Below are 18,056 nucleotides of genomic sequence, written 5' to 3' on the forward strand. Positions count from 1 at the left end.
ACTGAATTAACGATAATATAAATACAATAATCCATGGCAATCTTTAAACAGAAATTTATTGGGAATGTTATTGCAATCTTTTTCTTTGCAACTTCTAGTAGTCAATCTCAGAATAGTACAGTAATAAAAATTGGCACGGATGATTCTGCGCCAATCATTAGTAAACATATCTATGGGCACTTCGCCGAACATTTAGGAAGATCTGTTTATGATGGATTTTATGTGGGAGAAGATAGTTCAATACCAAATACAAATGGTATTAGAAATGATATTATCGATGCCCTTAAAGGATTGAAAGTACCTAATTTACGTTGGCCTGGAGGCTGTTTTGCCGATGAGTACCACTGGAAGGATGGTGTAGGTCCAAAGCAGGAAAGACCTGTTATAATAAATACACATTGGGGTCAGGTAGAAGAAGATAATAGCTTTGGAACCCATGAGTTTTTAAAATTATGTGAGCTTTTAGATGCTGAACCTTATTTGGCAGGAAATGTGGGAAGCGGAACGGTTGAAGAATTGAACGATTGGGTGGAGTATTGCAATTACGATGGGAATACAGATATGGCCAATTGGAGAAAGTCTAACGGGCAAGAAGAACCATGGCGTGTTAAATACTGGGGCATTGGTAATGAAAGCTGGGGTTGCGGAGGAAATATGACACCAGAGCATTTCGCTAACTTATACAGGCAATATGCAACCTATGCCAGAAATTATCCAGGTTCTAATATAAAAAGAATTGCCTCAGGAGCAGATTCCGACAATTATGATTGGACTGAAGTGATGATGAGGGATGTGCCGCATTGGATGATGTGGGGTCTTTCACTGCATTATTATACTCGTACAGGATGGCCTCCTACAGGCAATGCAACAAAATTTGATGAATCTGATTACTTCCTTATTATGAAACATTGTTTAAAGACCAGTGAAATCCTAGATAGACACATAGCTATTATGGATAAATATGACCCCAAAAAGAGAGTCGCTTTGGTGGTGGACGAATGGGGGAGCTGGTATGCCGTAGAAGAAGGAACAAATCCAGGGTTTGCGTACCAACAAAATTCAATGCGCGATGCCATGATAGCTGGTATTTCATTGAATATGTTTAACGAAAGAGCAGATAGAATTAAAATGGCTAATTTGGCGCAAGCGGTAAATGTGTTACAAGCCGTAATTTTAACCGATAGTGAAAAAATGCTGTTGACACCTACCTATCACGTCATGAAAATGTATGCAGCTCACCAAGACTCAAAGCTTTTGCCTGTTTCTTTTGAATCACCTGAATATACTTTTAATGGAGAATCACTTCCTGCGATATCAGCTTCAGCTTCAAAAGATAAAAATGGGTTGGTTCATATCTCTTTGGTAAACATAGATTCCCAAAAAGAAAATGTAGTTGAGATTGATTGTGGTGAATTAGGAGTAAAGGGTTTTTCAGGAACCATAGTAGCGTCAAAGAAATTACAAGATCATAATACTTTTGACAACCCTGGCAAAATTGCTACTAAGGTATTTAAAGATTTTAAATTTAAAAAGGGAAAACTTTCTGTTACAATACCTCCTTTTTCCGTCGTTATGATTGAAGGAGAGTAGAGATTTAGCGATGAAGAAAAGGAATATGTTATCAAATCTTAAGCCAGTTGTCCTAATTTATGCACTATTGCTTGTTGTTTTCAGTTGCTCAAAAAATGATGAATCCGAGCATCCAAAGACAGGTACAGTTTTAAACGAGGAGTGTTCTGGAACTACTCAGATTATTATATATGCCGATGGTAATGGAGGTTCTACAACAACTAATTTTGAAAATTCGGTTGCATGTGGATATGTTGCTCCAACCTCAAAGGTTTACACAGTTGATAATATTGAAGACACTTATTATGATGTAGCCGGTCCTGCAAATATTAAGGATTGGGGGCCATATAACGTTCACGACCCTTCAGTAATAAAAGTGGGTGATACCTATTATTGTTACAATACGGATGTGTCATTTGGTTCAGACATACGTCCTGGTATTCAAATTAGAAAAACACAAGATTTAATTAATTGGCAATGGGTTGGTTGGGTTTTTAATTCGTTACCCTCGCAAGGCGCCAATTTCGTACGAAGTAAAGGAACGGAACCTTTTAATTCTCTATGGGCTCCTTATGTAATGAAAGTGGGTAGTGAATACCGTTTGTATTATTCCTTATCTTCTGCCGTTGGAAGATTAAGCGTTATTGGATTGGCTACTTCAGATAGTCCTGAGGGGCCATGGTTGGAAAAAGGTTTAGTGGTCACATCAGAAGCAGATGGATCTGTTCAAACTAATGCAATAGACCCTTCAGTAGTTGTAACACCCTCTGGGGAATATTGGTTTTATTATGGTTCTGCTTGGGATGGAATCTACAAACTAAAATTGAACCCAGCAACAGGTTTGTCTTTAGTTAATGGAGATAAAGGTACACGAATAGCGCAGCGTGGTTTTACTGGTGGTTCAATAAATGGAAACATTGAGGGGCCAGAAGTCATTTACAATGCAGAGCAAGGCAAGTACTATATGTTCATAGCTTATGATTGGCTTCAAACTAAATATAATGTTCGTGTTGGTCGGGGAGACACACCCAATGGTCCATTTTACGATTTTAATGGTGTAAATATTAATACTGATGTAGATAATGCCCCTATGATACTGGCACCTTACAAATTTAACGGACATTCTGGTTGGCAAGGGGTTTCCCATCCCGGTGTTTTTAGTGACGGTAATGGCCAATACTATATGGCGCATCAAGGTAGGCCTGGTATTAACAGTTTTTTCATGATTTTGCATGTGCGCAAAATACACTGGACCGAAGATGGCTGGCCCATTGTTTCACCAGAGCGGTATGCAGCCGTTAATCAGGATGTAATTTCTGATGCGGACTTAGTGGGTACCTATGAGCAAATAATTTTAGGATATCGTGTAGTTCCAGGGTATGCGGATGAACAAACCTCTGCCGACTTTCAAACATCAATTAGCCTTGAATTGGCAGCCGATGGTTCTATGAATGGTGATGCTAACAATTCATGGACTTACAATGCACCTTGGTTAACTTTAACCTGGGCAAATGGTTTTACGGATAAATTATATGTGGAACGTGGTCGGGATTGGGAAAACAAAGTAGCTACTACAATTTTGCTATCTGGATTGAATAACGACGGAACGGCAATATGGGGTAAAAAAATAAACTAAACCGCTAATTTATGAACAAATTATTCGTCTCTTTTTTTGCTTTATTTATCATTTTTGCATGCGGTTCAAGCAAAAGTAATAGAAACTCTTCTGCTGTAGGTGATTTAAAATTTAATAACCCAATAATCACCGAGAAATACACAGCTGATGCAGCCGCAATTGTATATGATGGAAAGGTGTATTTATACGCCGGTCATGATCAAGCGCCAAACGATGTTAATGCATACAGAATGCATGAGTGGTTGGTATATTCATCACCAGATATGATACATTGGACTGAACATCCGGTGCCATTAAAACCAACTGATTTTAAGTGGGCCTCTGGTGAAGCATGGGCCTCTCAGGTTATTGAGAAAGACGGAAAATTTTATTGGTATGTAACTGTTGAACATGGCAGTATTCACGGCAAGGCAATTGGTGTTGCTGTTTCAGATAGTCCCATTGGGCCATTTGAAGATGCTATTGGTAAAGCATTGATTACAAATAACATGACTACCCAAACGAGAATTAGTTGGGACGATATAGACCCAACGGTTTGGATTGATAATGATGGGCAGGCTTATTTGTTTTGGGGAAATACTGTTTGCAAATACGCCAAGTTAAAACCCAATATGATTGAGTTGGATGGTCCAATTATGACCATTGATTTGCCAAATTTTACCGAAGCTCCTTGGATTCATAAAAAAGGCGATTGGTACTATCTATCTTATGCCTACCAGTTTCCGGAAAAAATAGCTTATGCCATGAGCAAATCCATTAATGGTCCATGGGAGTTTAAAGGAATATTAAATGAAGTGTCTGGAAACAGTAATACAAATCATCAAGCCATTATTGAGTTCAAAGGGAAAGATTATTTTATATATCACAATGGTTCTATCCCTACTCATGGAGGTAGTTTTAGGCGTTCGGTATGTGTAGATAGGCTTTACTATAATGAAGACGGCACCATTAAACGTGTTATCATGACATCAGAAGGCATTCAAGAATAAATTATAATTATGAAACTATTCCGTCTAATATTTTTTACCTTTCTTGCTACATTTGGTCTGTCATTAGCCGCACAAAACATTCGCGTACACGACCCTGTGGTCATTAAACAAGGAGACACCTTTTATCTATTCTGCACAGGTAGGGGAATTGACTGCTACAGTTCAAAAGATTTAAAAAATTGGGAAAAGGAACCATCTGTGTTTTCTGAAAAGCCAAAATGGACAGATACTGTTGTGCCTGGATTCAGAAATCATATTTGGGCTCCAGACATTTCGTTTCATAACGATATGTATTATCTATATTATTCAGTCTCAGCATTTGCTAAAAATACTTCTGCAATAGGATTGGCGACAAACGTTACTTTAAACCCAAAAGATGAAAATTTTAAGTGGGTGGACCACGGAATTGTCATTCAGTCTGTTCCAAATCGGGATTTATGGAATGCCATAGACCCCAATTTGGTATTTGATGAAAATAACACCCCTTGGTTGTCGTTCGGTTCTTTTTGGGAAGGTCTGAAAATGGTTAAACTAGATTCAGATTTAAAATCTATAGCAGAGCCTCAAGAATGGTACACCATTGCAAGAAGAGAGCGCAGTTTTGAATTGAAAGATGCAAATCCAGGAGATGCTGCTCTAGAGGCCCCGTTTATTTTCAAAAAGAATGGGTACTATTATCTATTCTTGTCTTGGGATTTATGCTGTAGAGGAAAAAACAGTACCTACAAGGTTGTTGTCGGCCGTTCTGACAAGGCTACGGGCCCCTATTACGATAAAACTGGAAAATCTTTATTTGAAGGAGGAGGAACTTTGGTAGCTGAAGGAAATAAAGATTGGTTTGGCGTTGGTCATAATAGCACCTATGTCTTTGATGGTAAGGATTATATGTTTTGTCACGGTTATGATGCCCACGATGATGGTAGACCAAAATTGATTATATCAGAACTTGCTTGGGATGATGAGCTTTGGCCACTAGTAAAACCAGTGGATTAAACAACAACTAAAAATGAAACTATTAAAACATTTGTCAATTATTGCTTCATCGCTTTTTCTATTAAATTGTGTAGCAGATAAAAAAGATATTGCTGATATACATGAGGCAAAACCTGGCTATCAAATTGAGCCTGTTGATATTCAACATGTAAAGGTAACCGATGAATTCTGGTTGCCAATCATTAAAAGGGTTCAGGAAAAAACAATTGAATATGCTATAGCTAAATGTGAGGAAGAAGGCCGTTTAGATAATTTCTTGATTGCAGGAGGGCAAATGGAAGGTGAAGTAAAAGGTGAAATGCCTTTTGATGATACTGATGTTTATAAAATTATTGAAGGGGCCTCAAATTCTTTAATAAGTGCACCAAATCAAGCGTTGGAAACCGTATTGGATTCCTTAATTGGCATCATAAAAGTTGGTCAAGAATCAGATGGCTATTTAACCACTTGGCGAACTATAAACCCCGCTAAACCATCAGCCGCTTGGGTTGAGGTAAAGGAAGGAAAGCGATGGGAGTCTTTATTTATGAGTCATGAACTCTACAATGCTGGGCATTTATATGAAGCGGCGGTTGTACATTACAAAGCTACCGGAAAACGGAGTTTTTTGGATATTGCTTTGAAAAACGCTGATTTAATGGTGAAAACATTTGGTGATGGAGAGCATAAAATTTCTGCTGTTCCAGGGCATCAAATCATTGAGACAGGCTTGATAAAACTCTATCAAATTACAGGTAAGGAAGATTATTTATTGTTAGCAAAATACTTTTTGGATAACCGAGGAAACCCAGAAAATCATAAATTGTTTGGACCATATTCCCAAGATCATATTCCAGTTATAGACCAAGATGAGGTTGTTGGGCACGCGGTTAGGGCAGTATATATGTACGCAGCTATGACTGATATTGCAGCTATTCAAAAAGATACTTTGTATACCAAAGCGGTCAACAAATTATGGGACAATATGGTGAGCAAGAAAATGTACATAACCGGAGGTATAGGAGCAAAACATGATGGTGAGGCTTTTGGTGAAAACTATGAATTGCCAAACCTTACGGCTTACAACGAAACTTGTGCCGCTATTGGCGATGTGTATTGGAACCACAGACTACACAATCTATATGGCGATGTAAAATACTTTGATGTGATTGAACGCACTCTATATAATGGATTAATTTCTGGTCTGTCATTAGATGGCACAAATTTTTTCTATCCAAATGCTTTAGAATCTGACGGTGTCTACAAATCTAATCGAGGGTCATGCACCCGCCAAGCATGGTTCGATTGTTCGTGTTGCCCAACCAATGTCATTCGTTTCGTTCCATCTATTCCTGGTTTGATTTATTCTAAAGGAAACAATACGATTTATGTTAACTTATATGCTTCCAGTCATGCAGATATTGATTTAAAAGGTGAAAAAGTAAAAGTTTCCCAAGAAACCTCATATCCATGGAGTGGAAAAATTAATATAACTGTTGAAGCCAATTCGAAACTGACAATGAAATTTCGAGTTCCAGGTTGGAGCAGAAATGAGGTGTTGCCGAGCGACCTATATTCATACACCAATGCTTCACAAGATGAACCAACACTTTCAATAAATGGTGAGAAATTTGAGGCCTCAATTAGGGATGGCTATTTTGAAGTTACCAGAAATTGGAAGACAGATGATGAAATTGAGCTCAATTTACCAATGGAGGTAAGAACGGTAAAGGCCAATGAAAAAGTGGAAGAAGACAGAGGAAAATTATCTTTGGAATATGGCCCGATAGTATATGCCGTTGAGGAAGTGGACAACCCAAATTTTGATAGTATTACAGTATCATCTTTAGATGAGTTTACTGTTCAAAAGGAATCTATACTTGAAGGTATAAACACCATTACAAACAATAAATTAAAAGCTATTCCTTATTATACTTGGTCTAACCGAGGCGTAAACAAAATGAAAGTTTGGCTTCCAAAAGCTGAATTAGGTTTCTCTAAAAGTAAAAGAACTATAAATGTTAATAAATAAGTTCATTTTTAAAGCCATATTTGTTCTAAGTTTTTTCTTTTTTCAATTTGAAGCAAGCGCTCAAGAAAAAGCAATTGAAATTAAAATTGATGCCAGTGAAGAGCTTGGGTCAATGAAACCTATTTGGGCCTGGTGGGGTTATGATGAGCCTAACTACACCTATATGAAAGATGGAAAAAAACTGCTTTCGGAAATCGCATCATTAAGCCCAGTTCCTGTTTTTGTACGTGCCCATAGTCTTTTGGTTACGGGTGAAGGTACCCATGCGCTTAAATGGGGTTCCACAAACGCATATACGGAAGATGAAAACGGCAATCCTATTTACGATTGGACTATTGTGGATAAAATATTTGATACGTATATTGAACGAGGCATGAAACCTTTTGCCCAAATTGGGTTTATGCCAAAAGCATTATCTTCAAAACCAGAACCATATAGGCATTATTGGAAACCAGGAGCAGCTTATAATGATATATACACCGGTTGGGCCTATCCACCTAAAGATTATGAAAAATGGGCAGAATTAGTTTATCAATGGGTGAGGCATTCAGTCGAAAGGTATGGAAAAGAAGAGGTGGAAAGTTGGTATTGGGAACTGTGGAATGAACCAAACATTGGGTATTGGCAGGGCACCACTGAGGAATACATCAAATTATACGACTATAGCGCCGATGCTGTAAAAAGGGCATTGCCAACAGCAAAAATGGGTGGCCCAGAAACCACGGGGCCTGGGTGGGACAAAGCGGCAGAATTTTTGCGTACCTTTCTGGATCACGTAAAAAATGGAAAAAACTATGCTACGGGCGAAACGGGATCACCTCTCGATTTTATAACCTTTCATGCGAAAGGAAGTCCAAAAGTAGTTGATGGCTTTGTGAAAATGAACATGGGCGCACAGCTTAGAGATATTAGTAAAGGTTTTGAAATCGTAGCTTCCTACCCAGAATTTAAACATTTACCTATTATTATTGGAGAGTCAGACCCTGAAGGATGTGCCGCATGTTCCGAGGCAGATTATCCTCATAATGCATACAGAAATGGTACCATGTATGCCAGTTATACGGCTGCATCATTTTCTAGAAAATACGAATTGGCAGACCATTATGGGGTTAATCTTTTGGGCGCAGTTACTTGGGGATTTGAATTTGAAAACCAACCTTGGTATGCTGGTTTTAGGGATATGGCCACCAACGGTGTTAATAAACCTGTTTTAAATGTTTTTAGAATGTTTGGGATGATGGAAGGTCAGAGAATTAAAGTAAATCAAGAAAATCTAGATTATAACTTTATAAAAGTAAGGAATGAAAGTGTTAGAGGTATAAATCCTGATGTAAATGCCATTGCATCAAAAACGGATAATTCAATAGCTATAATGGTTTGGAATTATCATGACAAGAATGATTTGGAAGTACCAGCATCACCGGTAAAACTAATAATTGACAATATTCCGGTAAATAAAGTATTGATAAACCATTACAGGGTAGACCAGGAGCTTAGCAATTCTTATACCCTTTGGAAAAAAATGGGTTCACCCCAAAACCCATCGTCGGAGCAAATTAAAAGTCTGGAGAAAGCCGGGCAATTGCATTTGTTTACATCACCGGAGTGGAAAGATATAGAAAAGGGGAAAACTACTCTTGAAGTTGAATTGCCAAGACAGGCAATATCTTTAATAAGGCTAAGCTATTAATAAATTAGAACCGAAAACAATTAAACTAAAATAAATACAAATGAAGAGATCAATTCTAAAACATGTCATTTTAACCGCTACAGTTCTTGTGGGTGGTTTTTACAGTTGCAAGGATAATGCTGATAAAATAACTGCAGTCGATGAAAATAGCACATCAAATGAAACATCAAATTTGGTCGTCAATCTAGCTGATACTGGAATTAAAATTGAACCCACCATGTATGGAATTTTCTTCGAGGACATAAATTTTGCTGCCGACGGCGGTTTATATGCAGAGATGGTTAAAAATCGCTCTTTCGAATTTACATTGCCCAAAACAGGTTGGTTAGAGCCAAATAGCGACAGACATAAATACAACAGTGAATCTGGTTTTTTAAGTCCGGTAAAATATCCTGGCGAAACTACTAATCATAATTTTGCCCGCATTGAAATTAAAGGCCCAGATTATGAAGTGATTAATGAAGGTTTCAGGGGTATGGGAATTAAAAAAGATGCAAAATACAATCTTACTATCGATGCTAAAAAGGTTAGCGGGGACATCCAAAAAATAAACTTTCAGTTTATGGATGAAAATGGAGCAGATGTTGGCAAAACATCGATAACGCCAGAAACTAATGATTGGAAAAGCTACGAAGCACAATTAACGGCTACAAATACGGTGATGAAAGCAAAGCTTAAAATTACTTTTGAAGGAACGGGAACAATTGATTTAGATATGGTTTCGCTTTTTCCTGAAGATACTTGGAAAGGTAGAAAAAAAGGATTGCGTAAAGATATAGTTGAGTTGTTGGATGGATTAAATCCTGGATTTTTAAGATTTCCTGGTGGGTGCATAGTTGAGGGAAGGACCTTGGAAAGAAGGTATCAATGGAAAAAAACCGTTGGAGATGTAGAAGATAGAGAGATTTTGGTAAACCGCTGGAATACAGAGTTTTCACATCGTTTAACACCAGATTACTACCAAAGTTTTGGGATAGGTTTTTTTGAGTATTTCCAATTGTCCGAAGATTTAGGAGCTGAGCCCCTTCCCATTTTAAGCTGCGGTATAGCTTGCCAGTTTAATACAGGTGAGTTGGTGCCCATGGATCAATTAGACCCCTATGTTCAAGATGCTCTAGATTTAATCGAATTTGCTAATGGAAGCATTACTACTACTTGGGGAAAATTACGTGCTGATATGGGACACCCTGAACCATTTAATTTGAAATATATTGGTATTGGTAATGAGCAGTGGGGGCCTGCATTCATTGAGCGTTATAAAGTTTTTCACAAAGCCATTAAAGCAAAATATCCTGAGATCAAGATTGTATCGGGAAGTGGACCTTTTCCGGAAGGAGATTATTTTGAATATGGTTGGGAAGAACTGAAAAAACTGAATGTAGAAATTATAGATGAGCATTATTATAAACCACCAAGTTGGTTTAGAGAAAATGCAACCCGATATGATAGTTATGATAGAAAAGGGCCAAAAGTATTTGCTGGTGAATATGCTGCACAAAGTGTTGCCATTGCAAGTCCAGAGAACAAAAACAATTGGGAATGTGCGTTGTCTGAAGCGGCATTTATGACGGGTTTAGAGCGTAATGCAGAGGTGGTTACATTAACGTCTTATGCACCCTTAATGGCGCATGCAGATGGTTGGCAATGGACGCCAGACATGATCTGGTTCAATAATTTAAAATCTTATGGAACACCAAATTATTATGTTCAAATGCTATATGGCAATAACCCTGGAACCGATTTATTGTCTATTACCGAAAACGAAAAACCTTTAACAGGGCAACACGGTTTGTATGCTTCGGCTGTTAAAGATGTCAATGCCAATGAGTTGATAATTAAAGCGGTAAATACAAGTGATGGGAAACAGAGCATTGTTATTTCAACAATAGGTAGTGCTTTTACAGGAATAGGGACTATAACAACCTTAAGACATGATGATTTGGCTTCCGAAAATTCCTTCGATAATCCCCAAAATATAAGTTTATCTGACACAGATTTTGAAGTGAAAGATGGAAAAATTGAGCTTGAACTTCAAAGCCAGTCTATGAATGTAATTAAAATTAAAATTTAAAAGTGTAAATTTTACACTTATAAAAATAAATTACTATATTTGTACACTTTAATTAAGTACGAAATGCAACATCTTTTATGAAATTGGCCTAAAAGACTGATTTTGACACAGAAGTTACATGTGACCTTTGAAAACCAATTAAACTTAAACGCATGAAAAAATACACAATAGGGATGGATTTCGGTTCAGATTCTGTACGGGCATTGCTAGTAGATACTGGTACCGGTGAAGAATTAGCTACCTCAGTTCATTACTATGCCAGATGGAAGGAAGGAAAATATTGTGAACCTTCAAAGAATAAATTCAGACAGCACCCTTTAGATTATATCGAGGGGATAGAAAACACGATTAAATCGGTTTTAAGTGAAGTTGATGAGGATGTTGTAAACAATATTGTTGGTATTGGAATTGATACTACGGGCTCAACTCCAGTGGCTGTAGATAAAACAGGAATGCCTTTGGCTCTCTTAAATGGTTTTGAGGAAAATCCGAATGCCATGTTTGTACTCTGGAAGGACCACACAGGTATTAAGGAGGCTGATGAAATCAACGAACTTTGTAAAAAATGGGATATTGATTATTCACAATACGAAGGTGGCATTTATTCGTCAGAATGGTTTTGGTCAAAAATACTGCACGTTTCAAGAGCAGATAAAAACATTTTGGATGCTGCATACTCTTGGGTAGAACATTGTGATTGGGTACCGTTTTTATTAACAGGAGGAACAGATGTAACCCAAATGAAGCGCAGCCGTTGTGCGGCTGGACATAAAGCATTATGGCATGAATCTTTTGGTGGTTTACCGCCAAATGAGTTTTTTGTAGCCTTAGATCCAATTTTAGATGGATTAAAAGACAGATTATTCACAGAAACTTATACATCAGATGTGTCTGCTGGTACCTTATCAGAAGAATGGGCAAACCGTTTAGGTTTACCTCAATCAGTTGTAGTTGCCGTTGGTGCTTTTGATGCGCACATGGGAGCTGTTGGTGTAAATATCGAGCCATACTTTTTAACTAAAATCATGGGAACTTCCACATGTGATATCTTAGTGGCACCAAAACAGCAAGAAGAACATTTGGTAAAAGGTATTTGCGGACAAGTAGATGGCTCTGTGATTCCTGATATGTTGGGTCTTGAGGCTGGACAATCTGCTTTCGGGGATATTTATGCTTGGTATAACCGTTTATTGGCTTGGCCAATTCAGGAACTTATCGGGAATTCAACGTTAATAGATGAAGCGACTAAAGCAAAGTTAGTTGAAGAAGCTTTAGATAACTTAATCCCTAAATTAAGTGAAGCAGCAGCAAAAGAACCCATTGGTGCTTCAGGTGAATTAGCTTTGGATTGGATGAACGGAAGAAGAACACCAGATGCCAATCAAAATTTAAAAGGTGTCATTTCCGGAATAAATTTAGGAAGCACCTCACCAAAAGTGTTTAGAGCTTTGGTAGAATCTTCTTGTTTTGGCGCAAAGAAAATAGCGGATAGATTTATCAGCGAAGGCATTCCAATCAAAGGTGTTATTGCTTTGGGTGGAATTGCAAAAAAATCATCCTTCATTATGCAGATGATGGCCGATGTATTAAACATGCCTATAAAAGTTGTGAAATCCGAACAAGCTTGTGCTCTTGGTGCGGCGGTTTTTGGAGCAGTAGCAGCGAATAATTATAAAGATACTTTTGAGGCTATGGAAAATATGGCAAGCCCATTTGAAACGGTTTACGAACCAAACCAAGCAAATGTTCCTGCTTATCAAAAAGTATATGAGCGTTACAGCGAATTGGCTGTAACCATGGAAAATCACATTATGAAAAACTTATAAGATGAGTAAATATAAAGATTTAAAACAGGAATGCTACGAAGCCAATATGCAGCTAAATGAGCTTAATTTAGTGGTATATACTTTTGGAAATGTAAGTGCCGTTCATAGAAAAGATGGTGTTTTCGCCATTAAACCAAGCGGTGTTGCATACGAGGTGTTAAAGCCAGAAGATATTGTTATCGTAGATTTCGATAATAATATTATTGAAGGTACCATGCGTCCTTCATCTGATACGAAAACACATGCTTATCTTTATAAAAACTGGAATGATATTGGAGGAATAGCCCACACACATGCTACTTATTCGGTAGCTTGGGCACAAGCGCAAATGGATATTCCAATTTTTGGAACCACACATGCAGACCATTTAACTGCAGATATTCCATGTGCGGCACCAATGCGCGACGACCTTATTGAAGGGAATTACGAACATAATACAGGCATACAGATTATTGATTGTTTTAATGAAAAAGGCATTTCTCATAAAGAAGTAGAAATGGTACTTTTGGGCAATCATGGTCCTTTTGCTTGGGGAAAAAATGCTGCTAAAGCAGTTTATAATAGCAAGGTGTTGGAGGTTGTTGCTGAGATGGCTTATCTAACCAGACAAATTAATCCTAACGCACCAAGACTAAAAGATTCATTAATAAAAAAACATTACGATCGTAAACACGGGGCAAACTCTTACTACGGTCAATAATTAAACAACTATTCAAAAAAATGATAGACATTTCAAAAAAAGAAGTTTGGTTTATTACTGGAAGCCAAGATTTATATGGCCCAGAAACCTTAAAGCAAGTAGCTGAGAACTCAACCGTTATTGCAAAGGCGTTAAACGACTCTGCATTAATTCCGGTAAATGTTGTTTTTAAACCAACCGTAAAATCTTCAGATGAGATTTTTGAAACGTTAACAGCAGCAAACCAAGAAAAAAATTGTATCGGTATCATTACCTGGATGCATACATTTTCGCCTGCTAAGATGTGGATTAGAGGACTAACAGCTCTTCAAAAACCAATGTGTCATTTGCATACACAGTTCAACAGAGATATTCCTTGGAGTACAATTGATATGGATTTTATGAACCTAAACCAAGCGGCACACGGCGACCGTGAGTTTGGGTTTATGGTAAGCCGTCTACGTAAAAACAGAAAAGTAGTTGTTGGCCATTGGACGTCTGAAAAAGTTCAAAAACAAATCGGTGATTGGACACGCGTTGCAGCTGGTTGGGATGATTGGCAAGGAGCAAAATTTGCTCGTTTTGGTGACAACATGCGCTTTGTGGCCGTAACCGATGGCGATAAAGTTGAAGCTGAAACCAAGTTTGGTTTTTCAGTTAACACTTATGGTATTGGTGATTTAGTTGCAGTGATTAATGCCGTTTCAGATGAAGCCGTAAATAGGTTGGTAAAAGAATATGAAGCTTCTTATAAAATGGCAGACTCGCTTCTTGAAGGAGGAAAGAATAGACAATCGCTAATTGACGCGGCCCGGATAGAATTGGGTCTTGAGAGGTTCTTGGTAGATGGTGGATTTAAAGGTTTTAGCGATACGTTTGAAGATTTGCACGGAATGAAACAACTTCCTGGTATTGCCGTACAACGTTTGATGCAAAAAGGATATGGTTTTGCAGGTGAAGGCGACTGGAAAACAGCTGCTTTAACCCGTGCTATGAAAGTTATGGGCTCAGGTTTAGAGGGTGGTAATGCCTTTATGGAAGATTACACGTATCATTTAGACCCATCGGCACCTAGAGTTTTAGGGTCGCACATGTTGGAAGTAGATCCTGTATTGGCGGCAGATAAACCATCTTGCGAAATCCATCCACTTGGAATTGGAGGAAAGGAAGACCCAGTGCGTTTAGTGTTTAACGGCAAGGCAGGAGATTCTCTAAATGCTGCTTTAATGGATTTTGGTAACCGTTTTAGATTATTGATTAACAAAACAGTTGGAGAGGAAGTTAAGCAAGCTTTGCCTAAATTGCCAGTTGCTAGAGTCATGTGGAAGCCACTACCAGATTTTGAAACTGCTTGTACAGCTTGGATTTTAGGTGGTGGGGCGCATCACACTTGCTATAGCGAAAACATTACTGTAGAACAATTGGAGGACTTTGCTGAAATGGCTGGAATAGAAGCCTTGGTAATTGATGAAAACACCACAATAAGAGATTTCAAGAACACAATAAAAGCCAACGAAGCATACTATATGTTCAAATAGTTAATAACTTACTAAACTAAAGATTATTATGAGAGTTTTTAAACGTTCCTTTTTTTATATTTTGCTTACCGCTTTGGTGGCATTAAATATTCAATGTAAGAACAACAAACAAGAAAAACCTGCAGAAAACATGGAAGTTTCAGATGAAAATAAAGCAACTATAACCAAGTCTGATTACGGAATTATGCCAGATAGCACGACTGTTGAACAGTACGTTCTTAAAAATGCCAATGGTGTTGAAATGAGTGTAATTACTTTTGGGGGAAGAATAACCTCTTTAAAGGTGCCTAATAAAAATGGCGAATTTGAAAACGTGGTTTTAGGGTTTGATAATTTAGATGATTATTTAAAGGACAATCCTTTTTTTGGTGCGTTGATTGGACGTTTTGGAAACCGAATTGCCAAAGGAAAATTCACTTTAAATGGTGAAGAGTACACTCTAGCCACCAATAATGGCGAAAACCATTTGCATGGAGGTGTAGACGGTTATGATCGTGTAGTTTGGACTGCAGAGCCTATAGAAGATGATAAAAACCCAGGGCTAAAGTTGACTTATTTGAGTAAAGATGGTGAAGAGGGGTATCCAGGTAATTTAAATATTACCGTAGTATACACTCTAACCGATGATAATACTTTGGAAGTTGATTATGAAGCCACAACAGACAAAGCTACTGTGATTAACTTAACGCAGCATGCTTATTTTAACTTAACTGGAGATTTTAGCAAAGATATTTTAGACCATGAAGTGGTTATTAATGCCGATGCATTCTTGCCAGTAGATGCGACATTGATTCCTTCTGGTGAAATTAGAAAAGTTGAAGGTACACCGTTCGATTTCACAACTGCAAAAGCAGTTGGAAAAGAAATTAACGCAGATAACGAGCAACTAAAACTTGGTGGAGGTTACGACCATTGTTGGGTGTTGAACGGAGATAAAGGAACCTTAAGAATGGCTGCTTCGGCGTACGATAAAAACAGTGGACGTTTGATGGAAATTTATTCAACAGAGCCTGGCATACAATTCTACACAGGAAATTTTCTTGATGGAACATTGCCAATGCCTAACGGAGGAACCTATGAGCACAGAACAGGCTTTTGTTTAGAGACACAACACTATCCAGATTCGCCTAACCAAAATAATTTTCCATCCGTGGTTTTAAACCCAGGTGAAACATATAAAACAAAAACAACTTTTAACTTTTTAACTAAATAATAAACATATGCAACAAGGATTGGGTAATTTAGACTGGATAGTAATAGCCGTATTTGCTGTTATACTGATTGGAATTATTGTATGGGTAGTTCGTCAAAAACAAGAAGATTCTGCAGATTACTTTCTAGGAGGAAGAGATGCGTCATGGATAGCCATTGGGGCATCTATTTTTGCTTCTAATATTGGGTCAGAACATTTAATAGGATTGGCTGGAGCTGGAGCTTCAAGTGGTATGGCCATGGCTCACTGGGAAATTCAAGGATGGATGATTTTAATCTTGGGATGGGTTTTCGTTCCATTTTACACACGTAGTATGGTTTATACCATGCCTGAGTTTTTAGAGCGTAGGTACAATCCTCAGTCAAGAACCATTTTATCAGTTATTTCATTAATAAGTTACGTATTAACTAAAGTGGCAGTAACTGTTTATGCAGGAGGCTTGGTATTTCAACAAGTGTTTGGAATTGAAACACTATGGGGTATCGATTTCTTCTGGATAGCTGCCATTGGTCTTGTTGTCATTACAGCTTTATACACCATTTTTGGCGGAATGAAATCAGTACTTTATACTTCTGTACTGCAAACACCTATTTTGCTTTTAGGTTCCTTAATCATAGTAGTTTTAGGACTTAAAGAGCTTGGAGGTTGGGATCAAATGATTGCAATTACAGATGCGGTTGTTGTTAATGATTACGGTGATACGATGACAAACCTTATAAGAAGTAATGGTGATCCAGATTTTCCTTGGTTAGGAGCCTTGCTGGGGTCAGCAATCATTGGCTTTTGGTATTGGTGTACAGACCAGTATATTGTGCAAAGAGTTTTATCTGGTAAAAACCTTAAAGAATCAAGAAGGGGTACCATATTTGGCGCTTATTTAAAACTTCTGCCCGTATTTCTATTCTTAATTCCAGGGATGATTGCGTTTGCTATACATCAACAAAACATTGCCGATGGTGGAGCAGGATTCTTACCATTTTTAGAGAATGGTGTTGCCAATGCAGATGCGGCTTTCCCAACCATGGTTGCTAAATTGCTACCAGCTGGTGTTAAAGGATTGGTGGTATGTGGAATCTTAGCAGCATTGATGAGTTCATTGGCATCATTGTTTAACTCTTCTGCCATGTTATTTACCATTGATTTTTATAAGAAAATAAGGCCAAGTACATCTGAAAGAAACTTGGTTAGAATTGGTCAAATGGCAACTTTGGTAATCGTTATTTTGGGAATACTTTGGATTCCTATTATGCGTAGTGTTGGTGATGTTCTTTATACTTATTTGCAAGATGTTCAATCTGTTTTGGCACCTGGTATTGCTGCGGCATTTTTATTGGGTATCGCTTGGAAAAGAACCTCGGCACTTGGAGGCATGTGGGGACTTATATCTGGTTTAATAGTTGGTCTAACAAGGTTAGGGGCAAAAATCTATTACACGAGCACTCCGGATGCTGCTGATTCAACCTTTAAATATTTGTTTTATGATTTAAACTGGTTGTTTTTCTGTGGATGGATGTTCTTGTTCTGTATCATTGTGGTTATTGTGGTAAGTTTATCCACTGCAGCACCAACAGCTGAAAAGATAAAAGGATTGGTATTCGGTACCGCTAGTGAAGAGCAAATAGCTGAAAATCGCGCAAGCTGGAATTATTGGGATGTTATCCACACTGTAATTATACTTACATTTACTGGAGCATTTTATTGGTATTTCTGGTAGACAAACTATAATTTTGAAAAAAGGAGGCATCTAGGCCTCCTTTTTTATTTTATTTAAAACCCATAAAAAGTACTAATAACTTTTTTAAATAGATCTATTCAAATTAAATTAAGATGTGAGAGTCAAT

General features: G+C 37.7%; 12 protein-coding genes. All 12 read left to right on the forward strand.

Translation table 11 applies throughout. From position 1 onward, the window contains the following. Positions 1 to 33 precede the first annotated feature (33 nt). Complete coding sequence (locus tag ACB104_RS12435) at positions 34 to 1,590, forward strand: alpha-N-arabinofuranosidase (RefSeq protein ID WP_370479191.1); 1,557 nt, start codon at positions 34 to 36, stop codon at positions 1,588 to 1,590. A gap of 25 nt (positions 1,591 to 1,615) precedes the next feature. Then, the gene (locus tag ACB104_RS12440; protein ID WP_370479193.1) at positions 1,616 to 3,205 is read left to right on the forward strand and encodes an arabinan endo-1,5-alpha-L-arabinosidase; all 1,590 of its coding nucleotides are present in this window, start codon (positions 1,616 to 1,618) and stop codon (positions 3,203 to 3,205) included. Between the two features lie 11 nt (positions 3,206 to 3,216). Beyond that, entirely contained in the window at positions 3,217 to 4,194 is a 978-nt protein-coding gene (locus ACB104_RS12445) for a glycoside hydrolase family 43 protein (protein ID WP_370479195.1), read from the forward strand. 9 nt (positions 4,195 to 4,203) lie between these two features. Then, positions 4,204 to 5,187, forward strand: a complete 984-nt coding sequence (locus ACB104_RS12450) for an arabinan endo-1,5-alpha-L-arabinosidase (RefSeq protein WP_370479197.1) — start codon at positions 4,204 to 4,206, stop codon at positions 5,185 to 5,187. A 13-nt stretch (positions 5,188 to 5,200) separates the two neighbouring features. Continuing rightward, entirely contained in the window at positions 5,201 to 7,198 is a 1,998-nt protein-coding gene (locus ACB104_RS12455) for a glycoside hydrolase family 127 protein (protein ID WP_370479199.1), read from the forward strand. Then, positions 7,185 to 8,888 (forward strand): GH39 family glycosyl hydrolase, encoded by a 1,704-nt coding sequence (locus ACB104_RS12460; protein WP_370479201.1) that lies wholly within the window; start codon positions 7,185 to 7,187, stop codon positions 8,886 to 8,888. Before ACB104_RS12455 ends, ACB104_RS12460 begins: the two co-directional genes overlap by 14 nt. Positions 8,889 to 8,928: 40 nt before the next feature. After that, positions 8,929 to 10,959 carry an alpha-L-arabinofuranosidase family protein gene (locus ACB104_RS12465; protein WP_370479203.1) on the forward strand — a complete coding sequence of 677 codons (2,031 nt, stop codon included), beginning with the start codon at positions 8,929 to 8,931 and terminating at the stop codon, positions 10,957 to 10,959. A 152-nt stretch (positions 10,960 to 11,111) separates the two neighbouring features. Continuing rightward, positions 11,112 to 12,785 carry a ribulokinase gene (locus ACB104_RS12470; RefSeq protein ID WP_370479205.1) on the forward strand — a complete coding sequence of 558 codons (1,674 nt, stop codon included), beginning with the start codon at positions 11,112 to 11,114 and terminating at the stop codon, positions 12,783 to 12,785. A gap of 1 nt (position 12,786) precedes the next feature. Further along, a complete protein-coding gene (locus ACB104_RS12475) occupies positions 12,787 to 13,485 on the forward strand; it encodes an L-ribulose-5-phosphate 4-epimerase (protein ID WP_370479207.1) in 699 nt (232 codons plus the stop codon). Positions 13,486 to 13,505: 20 nt separating this feature from the next. Next, entirely contained in the window at positions 13,506 to 15,002 is a 1,497-nt protein-coding gene (araA, locus tag ACB104_RS12480; protein WP_370479209.1) for an L-arabinose isomerase, read from the forward strand. 28 nt (positions 15,003 to 15,030) lie between these two features. Further along, on the forward strand, positions 15,031 to 16,215 hold the full coding sequence (locus ACB104_RS12485; protein ID WP_370479211.1) for an aldose epimerase family protein: 1,185 nt from the start codon (positions 15,031 to 15,033) through the stop codon (positions 16,213 to 16,215). A gap of 7 nt (positions 16,216 to 16,222) precedes the next feature. Further along, positions 16,223 to 17,929 (forward strand): sodium:solute symporter, encoded by a 1,707-nt coding sequence (locus ACB104_RS12490; RefSeq protein WP_370479213.1) that lies wholly within the window; start codon positions 16,223 to 16,225, stop codon positions 17,927 to 17,929. The last annotated feature ends 127 nt before the right edge of the window (positions 17,930 to 18,056 follow it).

Origin of the sequence: Tamlana flava, from assembly GCF_041287255.1 — a bacterium.
Classification (GTDB): domain Bacteria; phylum Bacteroidota; class Bacteroidia; order Flavobacteriales; family Flavobacteriaceae; genus Tamlana; species Tamlana flava.